Here is a 14,035-nt window from a genome sequence, read left to right as displayed (position 1 = left end):
GCGACGGGTACTGAGATTGTAATGGGGTTCGGGCGGGGGCTCCGGGTGATTTCAGCGCCCCCTTGCGCTTTACATGGTTTCCGCGAACAGCTCGCGGCCGATCAGCATGCGGCGGATCTCCGAAGTGCCGGCGCCGATCTCGTACAGCTTGGCGTCGCGCCACAGGCGGCCGGCCGGGTATTCATTGATATAGCCGTTGCCGCCCAGGATCTGCACGGTCTCGCCCGCCATCCAGGTGGCCTTCTCGGCGGTGTACAGGATCACCGCGGCGCAGTCCTTGCGCACCTGGCGCACGTGGCCGCTGCCCAGCCCGTCCAGGTTCTTGCCGACCGTGTACAGGTAGCTGCGCGCGGCCTGCAGCGTGGTGTACATGTCGGCCACCTTGCCCTGGATCAGCTGGAACTCGCCGATGCTCTGGCCGAACTGCTTGCGGTCGTGGATATAGGGCGTGACCACGTCCATGCACGCCTGCATGATCCCGACCGGGCCGCCGGACAGCACCGCGCGCTCGTAGTCCAGCCCGCTCATCAGCACCTTGGCGCCGCCGTTCTCGGCGCCAAGGATGTTCTCCACCGGCACTTCCACGTCCTGGAACACCAGTTCGCCGGTGTGCGAGCCGCGCATGCCCAGCTTGTCCAGCTTCTGCGCCACCGAGAAGCCCTTCATGCCCTTCTCGACGATAAAGGCGGTCATGCCGCGCGCGCCCAGCTCGGGCTCGGTCTTGGCGTAAACCACCAGCACGTCGCAGTCCGGGCCGTTGGTGATCCACATCTTGGTGCCGTTGAGCACGTAGCGGTCGCCCTTGAGCTCGGCGCGCAGCTTCATGCTGACCACGTCGGAGCCGGCATTGGGCTCGCTCATGGCGAGCGCGCCGATCCATTCGCCCGAGACCAGCTTGGGCAGGTACCTGGCCTTCTGCGCGGCGGTGCCGTTGCGGTGGATCTGGTTCACGCACAGGTTGGAGTGCGCGCCGTAGGACAGGCCGACCGACGCCGAGGCGCGGCTGATTTCCTCCATCGCGATCATGTGCGCCAGGTAGCCCATGTTGGCGCCGCCGTACTCCTCGGCCACGGTGATGCCCAGCACGCCCAGGTCGCCCATCTTCTTCCAGGCGTCCATCGGGAACTGGTCGGTGCGGTCGATCTCGCCGGCGCGCGGGGCCAGCTCGGCCTGGGCCCAGTCGCGCACGGAGTTGCGCAGCATCTCGATGTCTTCGCCCAGATCGAATTTCAGGCCTGGCAGTTCGGTCATGATGGTCTCCTGTTTGGAATCGGTATGTGTGTCGGGTTCCGGATGGATGGCCGGAACCGTCGGTTCAGACGTGGCCCAGTGTCTTGACCACGCACAGCGTCATCAGCATGGTGGCCACCTGCTTGCGGCGGCCGTCCTGCTCGACATAGACATCGCCCTGCGCCACGATCAGCGTGCGCCCGGGCTTGAGGACCCGCCCCACCGCCACCAGGCGTTCGCCCTGGGCGGGGGACAGCAGGTTGATCTTGTACTCGGCGGTCAGGCCCGCCTCATCTTCGCCCACCAGCGTCAGCGCGGCGTAGCCGCAGGCGCTGTCTGCCAGCGCACCCACCGCGCCGCCGTGGAAGAAGCCGTGCTGCTGGGTCACGCCCTCGGACCACGGCATGGCCAGCTCGACCTCGCCGCGGTCCACCCGCCGCAGGCTCGCGCCAAAGGTGGTCATCAGCCCCTGGCGGGAAAAGCTGGTGGCGATGGCGTCGGCGCGCGCGGCGGACAGCGATCCTGGTTCAGCGGGTACGGCACTGGCGTTGGATGACGTCATGGCGGAGTTCCGGTGTGAAATCGTTGGGTCGCCGGGCAGCCACAGGTTGCGCGCGCTGTCCGGGTATTCTATTGACGTTTACGTAAACGTCAATCCTATCCGGCACGGATGCCGGTGGAAGTGATGCTTCAGGCGGCGGTGGTGCGGGCCGGCGCATTGCCGCCTTCCGTGGCCGGTTGCTGCTTGCCGGTCTGCGCGGCCAGCAAGGCCCTGCACTGCCGCTCATGCTGGTCGATCTCGGCCAGTTGTGCCTGCAGGTCTTCCATCTGCCGCTCCAGCGTGCGCCGGTGCGCCGCGAGCGAGTGCAGGAAGCGCTCCAGCTGCGGGGCGGTGTCGCGCGGTGACTCGTAGAGATCAAGGATCTCGCGGATCTCATTGAGAGTAAGCCCCAACCTCTTGCCGCGCAGCGTCAGCTTCAGCCGGGTCCGTTCACGGCCGTTGTAGACCCGCTTGCGCCCGCCCGGCCCTTCGCGCTCCGGCGACAGCAGGCCCTGGTCCTCGTAGAAACGGATGGCCCGGGGCGTGATGTCGAATTCACGCGCAAGGTCGGTGATGGTGTAGGTGGCGGAAGCCGCCGCTGGCGTCGCTGACATAGCCTGCCCAAAGAAAGTGAACGGTCGTTCGTTGTGAAGTCAAGTTTTCGCTTAAGATGGAAACGAGCCGCATGATTGACGTTTACGTTAGCGTCAACCAGGACGGCTGGCAACCGGTGCTTTCACGCCCCAGGTCTTTTGGGCCAGGCGTGGCGGCAGAACGAGAAAGCCCGCGCCCTGGCGCCAGGCTTCGACCACGAGACTCCTCATGAACGCACTCGAACACCAGCTCCAATATCCGTTCGGCGACACCATGCCCGAGCCCGGCTCCAAGCAGGAAGTCGCCCCCGGCGTCTACTGGCTGCGCATGCCGCTGCCGTTCGCGCTCGACCATATCAACCTGTGGCTGCTGCGCGACCGCCTGGACGGCCGCGACGGCTGGACCATCATCGACTGCGGCATCACCAACGACATCATCAAGGGCCACTGGGAAACCATCTTCGCCAATGAGCTGGAAGGCCTGCCGGTGGTGCGCGTGCTGGTGACGCACAGCCACCCCGACCACGTCGGCCTGGCGCACTGGCTGTGCAAGCGCTTCGGCGTGCGGCTGTGGATGAGCCTGGGCGACTACATGAGCGCGCGCGTGATGGGCAGCGGCACCGGTGCCGGCTCGAGCGCGGGCGGCGACGCCGCCGCCGCGCACTTCGCGCTGCACGGCCTGACCGATGCCGACAGCCAGGAAAAGCTGCGCGCGCGCAAGACCTACTACCCGTCGCTGGTGCCGGACCTGCCGGCGCAGTACCGCCGCATGATTGAAGGCGACACGGTGCGGATCGGCACCGATGCGGCGACCTCGGCCTGGCGCGTGATCACCGGCTTCGGCCATTCGCCCGAGCACGTGGCGCTGTACAACGCCGCCACCAATGTGCTGATCTCCGGCGACATGGTGCTGCCGCGCATCTCTACCAATGTCAGCGTGTTCGACATGGAGCCCGAGGGCAATTCGCTGCAGCTCTACCTGGATTCGCTCGGCAAGTACGAACCGCTGCCGCAGGACGTGCTGATCCTGCCCTCGCATGGCCGCCCCTTCCGCAACCTGCATACCCGCATCATGCAGCTGCGCGAGCACCATGCCGACCGCCTCGCCGAAACGCTCGAAGCCTGCGGCGAGAAGGCCTGCAGCGCGCACGACATCGTCAGCGTGATCTTCAGGCGCCAGTTCGACATCCACCAGATGACCTTCGCCATGGGCGAGTCGCTGGCCCACCTGCACTGCCTGTGGCACCGCGGCGAGCTGGTGCGGGAAACCGGCGACGACGGCGTGATCCGCTTCCGCGCGGCCTGACTGGCTTAGCTGGCGGCCGCCAGCGCCGCCAGGTAGCGCACCCCGTCGATGGCGCGGCTGCCGTACCAAGACAGCATCTCGCCGTCGACCAGCAGCACCGGCTTGCCAAGCTGGCGCTCGAGCGCGTCGGCGTGGTCTTCGGTGAAGCGGTAGGGCTCGGTCGACAGCAGCACCAGGTCGAGCTCGCGCACCAGCGCATCGCTCCAGCGGAAGGTGGGATAGCGCTCGCCAGGCGCGTTGGGGCGGCTGCAGTCACCGTCCACGCAGGCCTGCAATGCAGCACTGCCCTCCGGCCAGGTCTGCCAGTTGGCCAGCGCCAGCATGCGGCTGATATAGGTGTCGCGCGACACCGTCATCCACGGGTCCTGCCAGATCGCATACAGCACGCGGCGCGCCGGCCACGGGCGCACGCGGATGGCGTCCAGCTGCACCTGCAGCGCCGTGCACAGCGCCTCGGCCTCGGCGTGGCAGCCGAAGATCCCGCCCAGCAGCCGGTACAGGTCCAGGTTGTCTTCCGGTGCGCACGGATGGGTGACGATCACATTGGGCACGAACGCGCGGATCTCGTCCACGGTCTCGCGCCGGTTCTCATCGATATTGACCACCACGTGCGTGGGCGCCAGCTCGCGCAGCCGCGCCACGTTCACGTCCTTGGTGCCGCCCACCTTGGGCACCGCGCGCACGGCCGGCTCCGGGTGGATGCAGAAGCCGGTGCGCGCCACCATCTGCCGGGCCATCCCGAGCGCGAACAGCAACTCCGTCACCGACGGCACCAGCGACGCGATCCGCACCACCCCGCTGGCGGCGGCATGCTGCTGGCCGATGGCGTCGCGCCACATGGTCAGGGCTCCTGCGGCGGGTCGGCGCGCCGCGGCTTGCGCGGCGCGCCCGCGGCCAGCGCATCGTAGAGCCAGCGCGGCATCACGTGCAGCAGCGCCGCCACCACGCCCATCGGCCACGGAATCACGCGGAAACGCCGGCCTGCCGCGATTACCCGCACGGCCTTGCGCGCGAACACGTCGGCATCGGTCAGGAACGGCATGCGGTACGGGTTGTGCGCGGTCATCGGCGTGCGGATATAGCCGGGCGCGATCGTGACCACGCGGATGCCGTGCGCGCGCTGCTCCAGCCGCAGGCTTTCCAGCAGCTTGATCACCGCCGACTTGGACGCGCTGTAGGCGCCCGCGCCCGGCAGGCCGCGCACGCCGGCGACGCTGGCAATGCCCACCAGCGTGCCGCGGCGCCCGAAGTGGCCGGGCTCGCGCGCCTGCATCGCGTGCAGGAAGGGCTGGAAGGTGGTCAGCACGCCGAACCAGTTGGTATCCATCACCTGGCGGAAGGCGTCGAGGTCCTCACGCTCGCTGGCGACTGTGCCGACCGAGACCCCGGCATTGGCGATCACCACGTCCGGGCAGCCGAAATGGCCGAGGAAGTCTTCAGCGGCGCGCGCCATGGCGTCGGCATCGCGCACATCGGCGCCGTAGACGCGCACCGCGCCCGGGTTGGGCAGCGTGGCGACAAACTCGCGCAGCGCGTCCTCGCGGCGCGCCACCAGCCCGAGGATGGCGCCCTGCGACGCGTATTCGCGCGCGAGGGCCTGGCCCAGGCCGCTGGAGGCGCCGGTCAGGAAGACTTTGAGGGGACGCATAAAGGCAGGGTTGCGGTCTGAAATAAAAAACGGCTGGTACAGGATACCAGCCGTTTGGCTTGCTACAGGTGTTGGATAACCCTCGGCTTGCGAAGGTCGCCAGCAGATTACATCTTCTTCGTCTTCACCTGATCAACCAGGTAATCCATGGTCTGGATCGCGCCCTGCTTGTTGCCGGCAATCGACGGCGAGGTCACGTACTTGCCCTGCACCACCACGGTCGGCACGCCGTCGATCTTGTAGGCGTCCGCGATCTTGTTGGCCCGCTGCGAGTTGGTGGTGACCGTGAACGAGTTGTAGGCGTCCAGGAAGGCCTTGCGGTCCACGCCGTTCTTGGCCATGAAGTCGGCGATCTCGTTGGGGTCCGTCATGCGCTTGCGGTCCACGTGGATGGCGTTGAAGACCTTGGTGTGCATGGCGTCGAGCTTGCCGATGGCTTCCAGCGCATAGAAGATCTTGGTGTGCGGCAGCAGGTCGTCACGGAACGCGACCGGCACGCGCTTGAAGACCACGTTGTTGCCCTGCTTCTTGACCCAGGCTTCCAGATCCGGCTCAAAATCGTAGCAGTGCGGGCAGCCGTACCAGAAGAACTCGGTCACCTCGATCTTGCCCGCGGCGACCGGCTGGGCCGCCTTCAGGACCTGGTATTCCTTGCCCTCGGCGGGCGCCGCCCGGGACGGGGCGGACATCAGCAGGCCGCCCACGGCGGCGAACATGGCGAACAGTGCGGCGAGTTTTTTCATCTTGGTGCGGCCTTGCGGTTTGGACGATGAGCGTATGACAGCGGCGGCGGCGTCCGGTTCAGCGGAACGCCGGCCGCGTCTGGTGACAACGTGTTGCGGCGGTTACCGGGTATTAAGCGGTGCGGCAATCCGCCGCGCCTGCCCGCGATAACCGGATAACGCCCGACCCTGCGGTCCGGCTTACTGCTTGGTAAAGCGGATCACCGAGGACTCGAAGCCCGACGACTGCAGCCGGTCGCGCGCCTTGTTCATGTCGTCGATGCGGTTGTACGGCCCCAGGCGCACCCGGTACATCTTGACGCCGTTCACGTCACGCTCGGTAATCTTGGCCTCGAAGCCCTGCATTGCCAGGTTGGCCTTCTGGCGGTCGGCGTCATCCGACGAGCGGAACGCCCCCACCTGCAGCAGGTAGCCCACCTTGTTGGCGTCGGCCTGGGCGATCTCGGCGATCGGGTCGGCCACCGGCTTCTCGGCGGGCTTCTCGGCCGGCTTGCTGGCGAGAGGCTTGTCAGCCGGCTTCTCCACGGGCTTTTCCACCGGTTTCTCGGCCGGACGGGTCACCGCCACCGGGGGCTGGCCGTTCTGCTTCGGTTCCGGCTCGGGCGGCTGGCCCACCGGCTTGGCCGGGGTCTTGCTCCACAGCGGCTTGTTGGGGTCGCTCGGGCCCTCGTCGGCGCGCTGGGCCGGCGGCGGCAGCTGGCTGGTGACATTGCCCGGCTCGCTCGGGCGCGGGGCACTCTTCTGCTGGAACGGGGTCGGCGACTTGGTGATGTACAGGGCGACCACCACGGCGATGGCCAGCCCGACGATCAGCCCGAGCACCAGGCCCAGGAACGTACCGCCGCGTTGCTGGCTGCGGCGGACATGGCGCGACTCGCGCTTGCGTTGCTGTTGCATGAAGTCCTCTTCGGTGATGCCGGGATTATAGGGCCAGCGCCGCCAACGGCAGCACTGGCATCGTCCCCGGGGCCGGACGGCCCCGTGCGTCCCGCGCGGGGGACGCCGGACGTCTGCTTACATGCGGCGCGGAGCGGACACGCCGATCACCGCCAGGCCGTTGCGCAGCACCTGGCGCGTGGCGGCCAGCAGCGCCAGCCGGGCGCGCTTGACGGCCTCGTCGTCCACCAGCACGCGGTCGGCGTTGTAGAAGGCGTGGAAGTCGCCGGCGAGGTCGCGCAGGTAGAAGGCGACCGCATGCGGCGCCAGCTCGGCGGCGGCCGCCGACAGCATGTCCGGGAATTCGGCCAGGCGCTGTCCCAGCGCCTGCGCCTGGGCGCTGGCTTCGGGGCCGGTCACGGCGGACAGGTCGGCGCCGGCCAGCTCGGCCAGGCGGGCTTCCCAGTCCGCGCCGCCCCACGACTCGAAGATCGAGCAGATGCGGGCATGGGCGTACTGCACGTAGTACACCGGGTTCTCGTCGCTCTGCTTGAGCGCGAGGTCGACGTCGAACACGAACTCGGTATCGGCCTTGCGCGACAGCAGGAAGAAGCGCACCGCGTCGCGGCCACGGGTGAAGTGCGCGGGCCAGTCGGCCACGCCTTGCTCCAGGCAGCCGCGGATGGTCTCGCAGGTGTCGTCCTGGCCGTTGGACCATTCGATCAGGTCGCGCACGGTGACATAGGAGCCGGCGCGCTTGGAGATCTTGACCTCCTCGCCGTTCTTCATCACGGTGACCATCTTGTGCAGCACGTAGTCGGGGTAGCCCTGCGGGATGCCCATGTCCAGGCCCTGCAGGCCGGCGCGCACGCGGGCGATGGTGCCGTGGTGGTCGCTGCCCTGCACGTTGATGACCTTGGTGAAGCCGCGCTCCCACTTGGTGGTGTGGTAGGCCACGTCCGGCACGAAGTACGTATAGGTGCCGTCGCTCTTCTTCATCACGCGGTCCTTGTCGTCGCCGTCGTCGGTGGTGCGCAGCCACAGCGCGCCCTCGCTCTCGTAGGTCTTGCCCTTGCCGATCAGCGACTGCACCGCGGCTTCGACGCGGCCGTCGCTGTACAGCGACGACTCCAGGTAGTAGCGGTCGAACTTGACGCCGAAGGCCTGCAGGTCGATGTCCTGCTCGTTGCGCAGGTAGGTGACGGCAAACTTGCGGATCGAGTCGATGTCGTCGACGTTGCCCGAGGCGGTCACGGGCTCGCCGTCCGAGGCGCTGACAGTCTTGCCGGCCAGGAAGTCGGCGGCGATGTCGGCGATGTAGTCGCCGTTGTAGGCGGCCTCGGGCCAGCTGGCGTCGCCCGGCTTGAGGCCGCGCGCGCGCGCCTGCACCGACAGCGCCAGGGTCTGGATCTGCACGCCGGCGTCGTTGTAGTAGAACTCGCGGTGCACGTGGAAGCCCTGCCACGACAGCAGGTTGGCCAGCGCGTCGCCCAGCGCCGCCTGGCGGCCGTGGCCGACGTGCAGCGGGCCGGTCGGGTTGGCCGAGACGAACTCCACCAGCACCTGGCCGTGCACGCCGCGTTCGCGCGCGCCATAGTGGTCGCCCTCGGTCAGCACCGCGCGCAGCACGTCGGCCTTGGCGGCCGGGGTCAGGCGCAGGTTGATGAAGCCGGGGCCGGCAATCTCCATGGCCTGGACCAGGCCCTGCGCGCGCGCGTCGGCCTGCACGGCATCGACGATGCGCTGGGCCAGCTCGCGCGGATTGCTCTTGAGCGCGCGCGCGACCTGCATGGCGATGTTGCAGGCAAGGTCGCCGTGGGCGGCCACCTTTGGCCGCTCGAAGGTGACGGCGGGCAGGGTGGCATCGGCCGGGGCGAGCGCGCGCACCGCATCAGTGAACGCGGCGGCAAGATTGGAAGTCTGAACAGGCAGCATGGATGTCGGAAGCCCTGTGGGCTAGGTATTCAGGCGCAGCCCTTGGGGCAGCGCCGGCGCCCGGAATACGGCAAGTGACGGCAAAGCAACGCCGCGCCGCGTGACAGGCATGGGAATCGGGAACGCCGAATTTTATCAGGTGCTATGCTGACATCATGCGCGAGGATGGCCCCGGGCCACAATCCGGGGGTCAAAATCAGCGAGACTTCCCGCCCCCGGGAACGCCCCCGCCTCTCCGTGAAAGGAAAACACATCATGCTGATCACCTTCAAATCCCACGCCGCGCAGGACCTGATCATGATGAAGGATCTGGCGATGACGCTGCTGGGCATCATCGGCAAGCGCCTCGGGGAACGAGGGGTGATCACCGTTGAAGAGCTTCCAACCGCGATCCACAAGCTGGAAGCCGCGGTCGCCGATGCCAAGACCCATCCCGCCAGCTCGGCCGTCGAGGCGGACACCGGCAAGGACGAAGACGAGGAAGAACCGCTGCACCTGGGCCAGCGCGCCTACCCGTTCCTGGACATGCTGCGTGCCTCCCAGCGTGAGGGCGCCAACGTGATGTGGGGTGTGTGACCGGAACAGACACCCGGTTGCGTGCGGCACGGATCGCCGCGCGCCCAAAAAGACGCCCGGCACCGCAGTGGGCTGCCGGGCTCCCGGACGAGGATTCCGGAAAGGGGGAATCCCTGGCAGGATCCGCCCGGCGTGCCAGGCGGATCCCGGTATCGGTCTGGTGGCGGGCCTAATCCTCCTCTGAATGGCGCCGGCCATTGGCCAGCAGCAGCCCGATCAGCGCTCCCACGGCCGCCGCGATCGCCACCGCCTTCAGCGGCGACTCGGCCACGCGGTGCTGGGCGTTTTCCACCGCACCATCCATGCGCTCGCGGGCGCGCATCATGCCGTCGGTGGTCTGGGCGCGCAGCCGTTGCGCCATGTCGGTGGCCCGCTCACGCAGGCGCTGCCCGGCGCGCATGCTCTCGGAAGAGCCCTCGCGCGCCAGCACTTCGATGGTGTGCTCCAGCTGAGCGATCAGCGCCTTGACTTCTCCGGGTACCGGCGCTGCCGCATCGCGCGTGTCGCGCGCGGCATGCCTGATATGACGGATGGCACTGTCGGCACTGTCGGACAGGTGGTTCAGTTCCTTCCTGACTTTCGGGTTCTGCGTCAGCATACGGTCTCCTCAGGTTCGGTCGGCGGTGGGGAAAAACGGCTCGCGGCCGGTGTCATCGCCCCCTGCGGACCAGGCCCATCACCGCGGCGACCAGCGCCACGACCAGGAAGATGAAGAAAAGGATCTTGGCGATTTCCACGGCGCCGGCGGCAATCCCGCCGAAGCCGAAGATCGCGGCGATCAGGGCGATGACGAAAAATACGAGTGCATATTGCAGCATGGCTAGGCTCCCGAGGCGATCGGACCACGCCAGGCGCACTGGCTGGGCCCATGTGAGGGCTTGCGCCAAACGGGGCAAGCTCATAGCCTCATCGTAGAAAGCCAGCCCGCGCACCAATACTGACAGCGAGCCGATTCCGCTGTCAGCCGAGTCCTACAAGCACCCGGACAACGCCCGCGCGGGCCCGGCTTCAAGGTTGACCCATGGCGATCGATGTGATTCCATGGGCGCTCCCTGGCGCTGCGGCGGGCGAGCGGCGCGCCTTCACTACAGGAATTGCCCCATGCTTAAGCAGTCCTTTCTCCCCCACACGCTGCTGCTGGCGGGCGGCATCCTGCTGACGCTGGCGGTGCTGGTGGCGTCGGAAACCGGCAATATCCGCCTGCGTGAAAGCTATACCGACGTGATCCGCTCGCAGCGCGTGCAGACCGAGCTGGCGGCGCTCAACGGCGAGCTGGTCAATGCCGAGGCCGGCCAGCGCGGCTTCCTGCTGACCGGCAAGGAAAGCTACCTGGAGCCGTACTACAAGGCCCTGCCGCGCATTGCCGAGCTGATGGCGCAGATCCGCGCCGGCTATGCCCACGATCCCGAGGGCCTGAAGCAGTTCGCCGACACCTCCAAGCTGGTCAACAGCAAGCTCAACGAGATGGCGCTGACGCTGGTGTATGGCAAGCGCGACCTGGAAGTGGCACTGGACCTGATCCGCACCGACTACGGCAAAGAAACCATGGACAACGCGCGCCGCGGCCTGGACCAGCTGCAGGCGCGCGAGGCCGGCGCGGTCTCGCACCGGCTGGAAGGCGCCGAGAATGACGTGCAGTTGTCGCGCTACGGCATCGGCCTGCTCACCGCCATCAACATCATCCTGATGATGGCGGTGGGCGTGGGCCACGCCAAGCGCCTGTCGATGGCCGAGGTGGTGCGCATCCAGCTGGAAGAGGAAAGCGTGCGGCTGGATCGCAAGGTGCGCGCACGCACGCGCCAGCTGTCGGCGCTGGCCGCCCACCTGCAGCGCGTGACCGAGGACGAGAAGACGCGCCTGGCGCGCGAGCTGCACGATGAGCTGGGTGCCATCCTGACCGCGATCAAGCTGGACCTGCACTGGGTGCGCCGCAAGGTGCAGGAGGACCATCCGGTGGCGGCCGAACGGCTCACGCGCGTGATGCTGCACGTGGACCAGGGCATCCAGATCAAGCGCCGCCTGATCGAAGACCTGCGCCCCACGGTGCTGCTGAACCTGGGCCTGCGCGCGGCGGTCTGCCAGCTGGTCGAGGAAGTGGGGGGCCGCAACGACTGGGAGACCCATGTCAGCGTGCCGGAAGACCTGCCGCCGCTGCGCGACGAGGCCGCAATCGCGCTGTACCGGATCGTGCAGGAATCGCTGACCAACGCCAGCAAGTACTCTGAAGCCAGGCACATCGATGTCAGCCTGGCCTGCCAGGACAACCTGCTGACGCTGACCGTGCGCGACGACGGCAAGGGCCTGCCGGCGGACTTCGATCCCGGCAGCACCGCCGGCCACCACGGGCTGCTGGGCATGGAGCAGCGCGTCACCGCGCTGGGCGGCAGCATGCAGATCGATTCCTCGGCGCAGGCGGGCGTGCGCATTCGCATCGAGGTGCCGATGACGGACGCTGTGCTGGCGCCGGCAGAGGAGCCAGAAAACCAGGAGCCGGCGCGCGCCTGACGCGCACCGGCCAGGCAGGGCATGATGAGGGAACGAGGTGCTGGCCCGGCTCAGGGCGCCGGCGCCGCGTGCTCCTCGATCACGCGGAACACCTGCTCGAGCTCGAGCGACTTGTCGAAGAAGTAGTCCGCGCCGGCCTCGGCGCACTGGCGGCGGTACATGCTGACCTGGGCGTGGTTGGTGTAGACAATGCGCACCGCGCCGGTGCCGTTGTGCTGCATCGCGCGCAGCACATTGATGCCGTTGCCCTGGCGCAACTGCAGGTCGACGATGACCACGTCGTACTTGCCGGCGGCGAGCAGCCGCAGCGCCATGGCCTCGGTATCGGCCCAGTCCACGTTCTCGATGAACGGGAAATCCTTCAGGTATTCGAGCAGCATGCCTCGCAGGACCGCCGAGTCTTCAATCAGCAGTATGCTCAGCGCCCGGTAGGAAGTGTTCGAAGCCTGCTCCGACATGTTATGTATTGCTGGTCCTCGTCCGGTGCCGCCCATCTCGGGCTGTTATTCGACCAGGCCGTTCTTGATGGCGTAATAGGTCAGGTCCGCGTTGGTCTTCATGCCCATTTTCTCGAGAATGCGGGAACGATAGGTACTGACGGTCTTGACGCTGAGAAACAGTTCGTCGGCAATCACCGACACCGACTGCCCCCGCGACAGCTTGCAGAAGATCTGGAACTCGCGCTCCGACAGCATCTGGTGCACCGGCTGCTCGGTCGGCTTGTCGAGCCCGCCGATCAGCAGGTCGGCCACGGTGGCGCTCACGTAGCGGCGGCCCTGGGCCACCGTGCGGATGGCCTTGACCAGGTCGTCCGGGTCGCTTTCCTTGGTCAGGTAGCCGGAAGCGCCGGCACGGATCAGGTTGATCGCGTATTGGTCTTCCGGGTAGGTGGACAGGATCAGGACCGGCAATTCGGGCTTGCGCTGACGGATCAGCTTGAGCACGTCGATGCCGTTGCGGTCAGGCATCGAGATGTCCAGGATCAGGACATCGAACTCGGCATCGCGCAACTGCGCCATGACCTGGTCGCCGCTTCCGGCCTCGCCTGTCACCTGGATGTCGGGCTCTTCGGAAAGGAACTGGCGTAGCCCGGCACGCACAATCTCGTGATCATCAGCGATCAGGACGCGGATCATGTGGGCTCCACTGGGTTGAACAGACCGGCACATTGCCCGGTGCAGTCGGGTGCAGGCGGAACCGCTTGCGTTGATGTCATTGTAGTGCCGGGCGCGGGCGCAGGCTGTCGGTGTCAGGCTGACATGGGGCGGGGCCAGCGCCCACAAGGCACACTGATCGCGCACAAACGCAAAGCGGGACGGATGCGATCCGTCCCGCTTTGCTGCGGCGCGTCAGGGCTGAAACACCCTGGAGGGCCCTGGCGCCGCCGGCCCCGGTTAAGAGGCTGGGCTGGTAGCTGGTTGCCAGAAACTGTGGACTAGCGCGCCAGGTTACTGCGCCTTGGCACCCGCGTTGGCATCGGCGCTCACATCCACGCTCGCGTCGGCCTTCGACTTCTTGCCCGACTTGGTGGCGTGCTTGCCATGCTTGGCCTTGGTGCCGGCGTCTGCCGCGGCGCCGCCGGTGGCGTCGGCAGCGGTGCCGACACTCTTGTCGACTGCCGCGCCGGCGGTCGACAGGCCCTTGTCAGCCGCCGAACCTGCTGCCGACAGACCCTTGCTGGTCGCCGCGCCCGCGGTCGACAGACCCTTTTCGGCCGCGCCTGCGGCACCCGTGGCGGCGCTGCCGGCGGTGTTCAGGCCGCCCTGCGCTGCAGCGGCGGGAGAGGGTGTGGTCACCGATGCGCCGACGTCGGCCTTCGTGCCAACGGAAACGCCGGTGCCTTGGGCCATGGCCAGCGAGGAAGCGGCAGCGATCGACAGAGCGGACAGGGAGAGCAGCAGTTTCTTCATGGACAGACTCCTTTCAGGATGCCCCGCGGCGAAACATTCGCCGCGGTGATCACGCTGGTGATTGCGTGTATCGAGGCCTCAGTCTAGGGAGCCGGACTGCGCTGGTCTGTGAGGAGTTGAAAGGCTCTGTAAGGAGTTGTGAGGCGCCTGGCACGTCGCCCCGGCACGGCTT

At 67.4% G+C, this 14,035-nt stretch carries 16 protein-coding genes; 3 read left to right on the top strand and 13 right to left on the bottom strand.

What is annotated here, in order from left to right; genetic code table 11:
* Nucleotides 1-69 precede the first annotated feature (69 nt).
* The 3 genes from RS901_RS07060 to RS901_RS07050 all read right to left on the bottom strand — a co-directional run bounded on the left by RS901_RS07060 (nt 70) and on the right by RS901_RS07050 (nt 2,385).
* The gene (locus tag RS901_RS07060; RefSeq protein WP_316152351.1) at nt 70-1,251 is read right to left on the bottom strand and encodes an isovaleryl-CoA dehydrogenase; all 1,182 of its coding nucleotides are present in this window, start codon (nt 1,249-1,251) and stop codon (nt 70-72) included.
* Between the two features lie 64 nt (nt 1,252-1,315).
* A complete protein-coding gene (locus RS901_RS07055; RefSeq protein ID WP_316152350.1) occupies nt 1,316-1,792 on the bottom strand; it encodes a PaaI family thioesterase in 477 nt (158 codons plus the stop codon).
* A gap of 128 nt (nt 1,793-1,920) precedes the next feature.
* Nucleotides 1,921-2,385 carry a MerR family DNA-binding transcriptional regulator gene (locus RS901_RS07050; RefSeq protein WP_316152348.1) on the bottom strand — a complete coding sequence of 155 codons (465 nt, stop codon included), beginning with the start codon at nt 2,383-2,385 and terminating at the stop codon, nt 1,921-1,923.
* 208 nt (nt 2,386-2,593) lie between these two features.
* Between RS901_RS07050 and RS901_RS07045 the strand changes: the two genes are divergently transcribed.
* Complete coding sequence (locus RS901_RS07045) at nt 2,594-3,670, top strand: MBL fold metallo-hydrolase (protein ID WP_316152345.1); 1,077 nt, start codon at nt 2,594-2,596, stop codon at nt 3,668-3,670.
* A gap of 5 nt (nt 3,671-3,675) precedes the next feature.
* On the opposite strand, the gene RS901_RS07040 is transcribed toward RS901_RS07045, so the two are convergent.
* From RS901_RS07040 to argS, 5 genes are all read right to left on the bottom strand, one after another.
* A complete protein-coding gene (locus RS901_RS07040; RefSeq protein ID WP_316152343.1) occupies nt 3,676-4,509 on the bottom strand; it encodes a helical backbone metal receptor in 834 nt (277 codons plus the stop codon).
* 2 nt (nt 4,510-4,511) lie between these two features.
* Entirely contained in the window at nt 4,512-5,318 is an 807-nt protein-coding gene (locus tag RS901_RS07035) for an SDR family oxidoreductase (RefSeq protein ID WP_018314397.1), read from the bottom strand.
* 107 nt (nt 5,319-5,425) lie between these two features.
* On the bottom strand, nt 5,426-6,061 hold the full coding sequence (locus tag RS901_RS07030; protein WP_316152341.1) for a thiol:disulfide interchange protein DsbA/DsbL: 636 nt from the start codon (nt 6,059-6,061) through the stop codon (nt 5,426-5,428).
* A gap of 180 nt (nt 6,062-6,241) precedes the next feature.
* The gene (locus RS901_RS07025; protein WP_316152339.1) at nt 6,242-6,958 is read right to left on the bottom strand and encodes an SPOR domain-containing protein; all 717 of its coding nucleotides are present in this window, start codon (nt 6,956-6,958) and stop codon (nt 6,242-6,244) included.
* Between the two features lie 117 nt (nt 6,959-7,075).
* Nucleotides 7,076-8,872 carry an arginine--tRNA ligase gene (gene argS / locus RS901_RS07020; RefSeq protein ID WP_316152337.1) on the bottom strand — a complete coding sequence of 599 codons (1,797 nt, stop codon included), beginning with the start codon at nt 8,870-8,872 and terminating at the stop codon, nt 7,076-7,078.
* 255 nt (nt 8,873-9,127) lie between these two features.
* On the opposite strand from argS, the gene RS901_RS07015 reads away from it, so the two are divergent.
* Nucleotides 9,128-9,448: a DUF1840 domain-containing protein gene (locus RS901_RS07015; protein WP_013955243.1), complete on the top strand. Its 321-nt coding sequence runs from the start codon at nt 9,128-9,130 to the stop codon at nt 9,446-9,448.
* Nucleotides 9,449-9,617: 169 nt separating this feature from the next.
* On the opposite strand, the gene RS901_RS07010 is transcribed toward RS901_RS07015, so the two are convergent.
* Both RS901_RS07010 and RS901_RS07005 read right to left on the bottom strand, forming a co-directional pair.
* On the bottom strand, nt 9,618-10,046 hold the full coding sequence (locus tag RS901_RS07010) for a DUF883 family protein (RefSeq protein WP_316152336.1): 429 nt from the start codon (nt 10,044-10,046) through the stop codon (nt 9,618-9,620).
* Between the two features lie 52 nt (nt 10,047-10,098).
* Nucleotides 10,099-10,266 (bottom strand): DUF1328 domain-containing protein, encoded by a 168-nt coding sequence (locus RS901_RS07005; protein ID WP_010812883.1) that lies wholly within the window; start codon nt 10,264-10,266, stop codon nt 10,099-10,101.
* Nucleotides 10,267-10,549: 283 nt separating this feature from the next.
* Between RS901_RS07005 and RS901_RS07000 the strand changes: the two genes are divergently transcribed.
* On the top strand, nt 10,550-11,953 hold the full coding sequence (locus tag RS901_RS07000) for a CHASE3 domain-containing protein (protein WP_316152330.1): 1,404 nt from the start codon (nt 10,550-10,552) through the stop codon (nt 11,951-11,953).
* Nucleotides 11,954-12,003: 50 nt separating this feature from the next.
* On the opposite strand, the gene RS901_RS06995 is transcribed toward RS901_RS07000, so the two are convergent.
* The 3 genes from RS901_RS06995 to RS901_RS06985 all read right to left on the bottom strand — a co-directional run bounded on the left by RS901_RS06995 (nt 12,004) and on the right by RS901_RS06985 (nt 13,863).
* A complete protein-coding gene (locus RS901_RS06995) occupies nt 12,004-12,411 on the bottom strand; it encodes a response regulator (protein ID WP_316152329.1) in 408 nt (135 codons plus the stop codon).
* A 45-nt stretch (nt 12,412-12,456) separates the two neighbouring features.
* Entirely contained in the window at nt 12,457-13,089 is a 633-nt protein-coding gene (locus RS901_RS06990; protein ID WP_316152328.1) for a response regulator transcription factor, read from the bottom strand.
* A gap of 312 nt (nt 13,090-13,401) precedes the next feature.
* The gene (locus RS901_RS06985; protein WP_316152327.1) at nt 13,402-13,863 is read right to left on the bottom strand and encodes a hypothetical protein; all 462 of its coding nucleotides are present in this window, start codon (nt 13,861-13,863) and stop codon (nt 13,402-13,404) included.
* Between the last annotated feature and the right edge of the window lie 172 nt (nt 13,864-14,035).

The sequence above is a fragment of the Cupriavidus sp. BIC8F genome, assembly GCF_032465815.1.
GTDB lineage: Bacteria > Pseudomonadota > Gammaproteobacteria > Burkholderiales > Burkholderiaceae > Cupriavidus > Cupriavidus necator.
Note: the sequence above shows the minus strand (reverse complement) of the source record. Positions and strands in the feature narration are given on the sequence as shown.

Coding starts and splice junctions, on each gene's coding strand:
- RS901_RS06990 (WP_316152328.1), bottom strand. CDS start 13,089: ATGATCCGCGTCCTGATCGCTGATGATCACGAGATTGTGCGTGCCGGG.
- RS901_RS07055 (WP_316152350.1), bottom strand. CDS start 1,792: ATGACGTCATCCAACGCCAGTGCCGTACCCGCTGAACCAGGATCGCTG.
- RS901_RS06985 (WP_316152327.1), bottom strand. CDS start 13,863: ATGAAGAAACTGCTGCTCTCCCTGTCCGCTCTGTCGATCGCTGCCGCT.
- RS901_RS07060 (WP_316152351.1), bottom strand. CDS start 1,251: ATGACCGAACTGCCAGGCCTGAAATTCGATCTGGGCGAAGACATCGAG.
- RS901_RS07040 (WP_316152343.1), bottom strand. CDS start 4,509: ATGTGGCGCGACGCCATCGGCCAGCAGCATGCCGCCGCCAGCGGGGTG.
- RS901_RS07035 (WP_018314397.1), bottom strand. CDS start 5,318: ATGCGTCCCCTCAAAGTCTTCCTGACCGGCGCCTCCAGCGGCCTGGGC.
- RS901_RS07030 (WP_316152341.1), bottom strand. CDS start 6,061: ATGAAAAAACTCGCCGCACTGTTCGCCATGTTCGCCGCCGTGGGCGGC.
- RS901_RS07050 (WP_316152348.1), bottom strand. CDS start 2,385: ATGTCAGCGACGCCAGCGGCGGCTTCCGCCACCTACACCATCACCGAC.
- RS901_RS07045 (WP_316152345.1), top strand. CDS start 2,594: ATGAACGCACTCGAACACCAGCTCCAATATCCGTTCGGCGACACCATG.
- argS (WP_316152337.1), bottom strand. CDS start 8,872: ATGCTGCCTGTTCAGACTTCCAATCTTGCCGCCGCGTTCACTGATGCG.
- RS901_RS07025 (WP_316152339.1), bottom strand. CDS start 6,958: ATGCAACAGCAACGCAAGCGCGAGTCGCGCCATGTCCGCCGCAGCCAG.
- RS901_RS06995 (WP_316152329.1), bottom strand. CDS start 12,411: ATGTCGGAGCAGGCTTCGAACACTTCCTACCGGGCGCTGAGCATACTG.
- RS901_RS07005 (WP_010812883.1), bottom strand. CDS start 10,266: ATGCTGCAATATGCACTCGTATTTTTCGTCATCGCCCTGATCGCCGCG.
- RS901_RS07015 (WP_013955243.1), top strand. CDS start 9,128: ATGCTGATCACCTTCAAATCCCACGCCGCGCAGGACCTGATCATGATG.
- RS901_RS07000 (WP_316152330.1), top strand. CDS start 10,550: ATGCTTAAGCAGTCCTTTCTCCCCCACACGCTGCTGCTGGCGGGCGGC.
- RS901_RS07010 (WP_316152336.1), bottom strand. CDS start 10,046: ATGCTGACGCAGAACCCGAAAGTCAGGAAGGAACTGAACCACCTGTCC.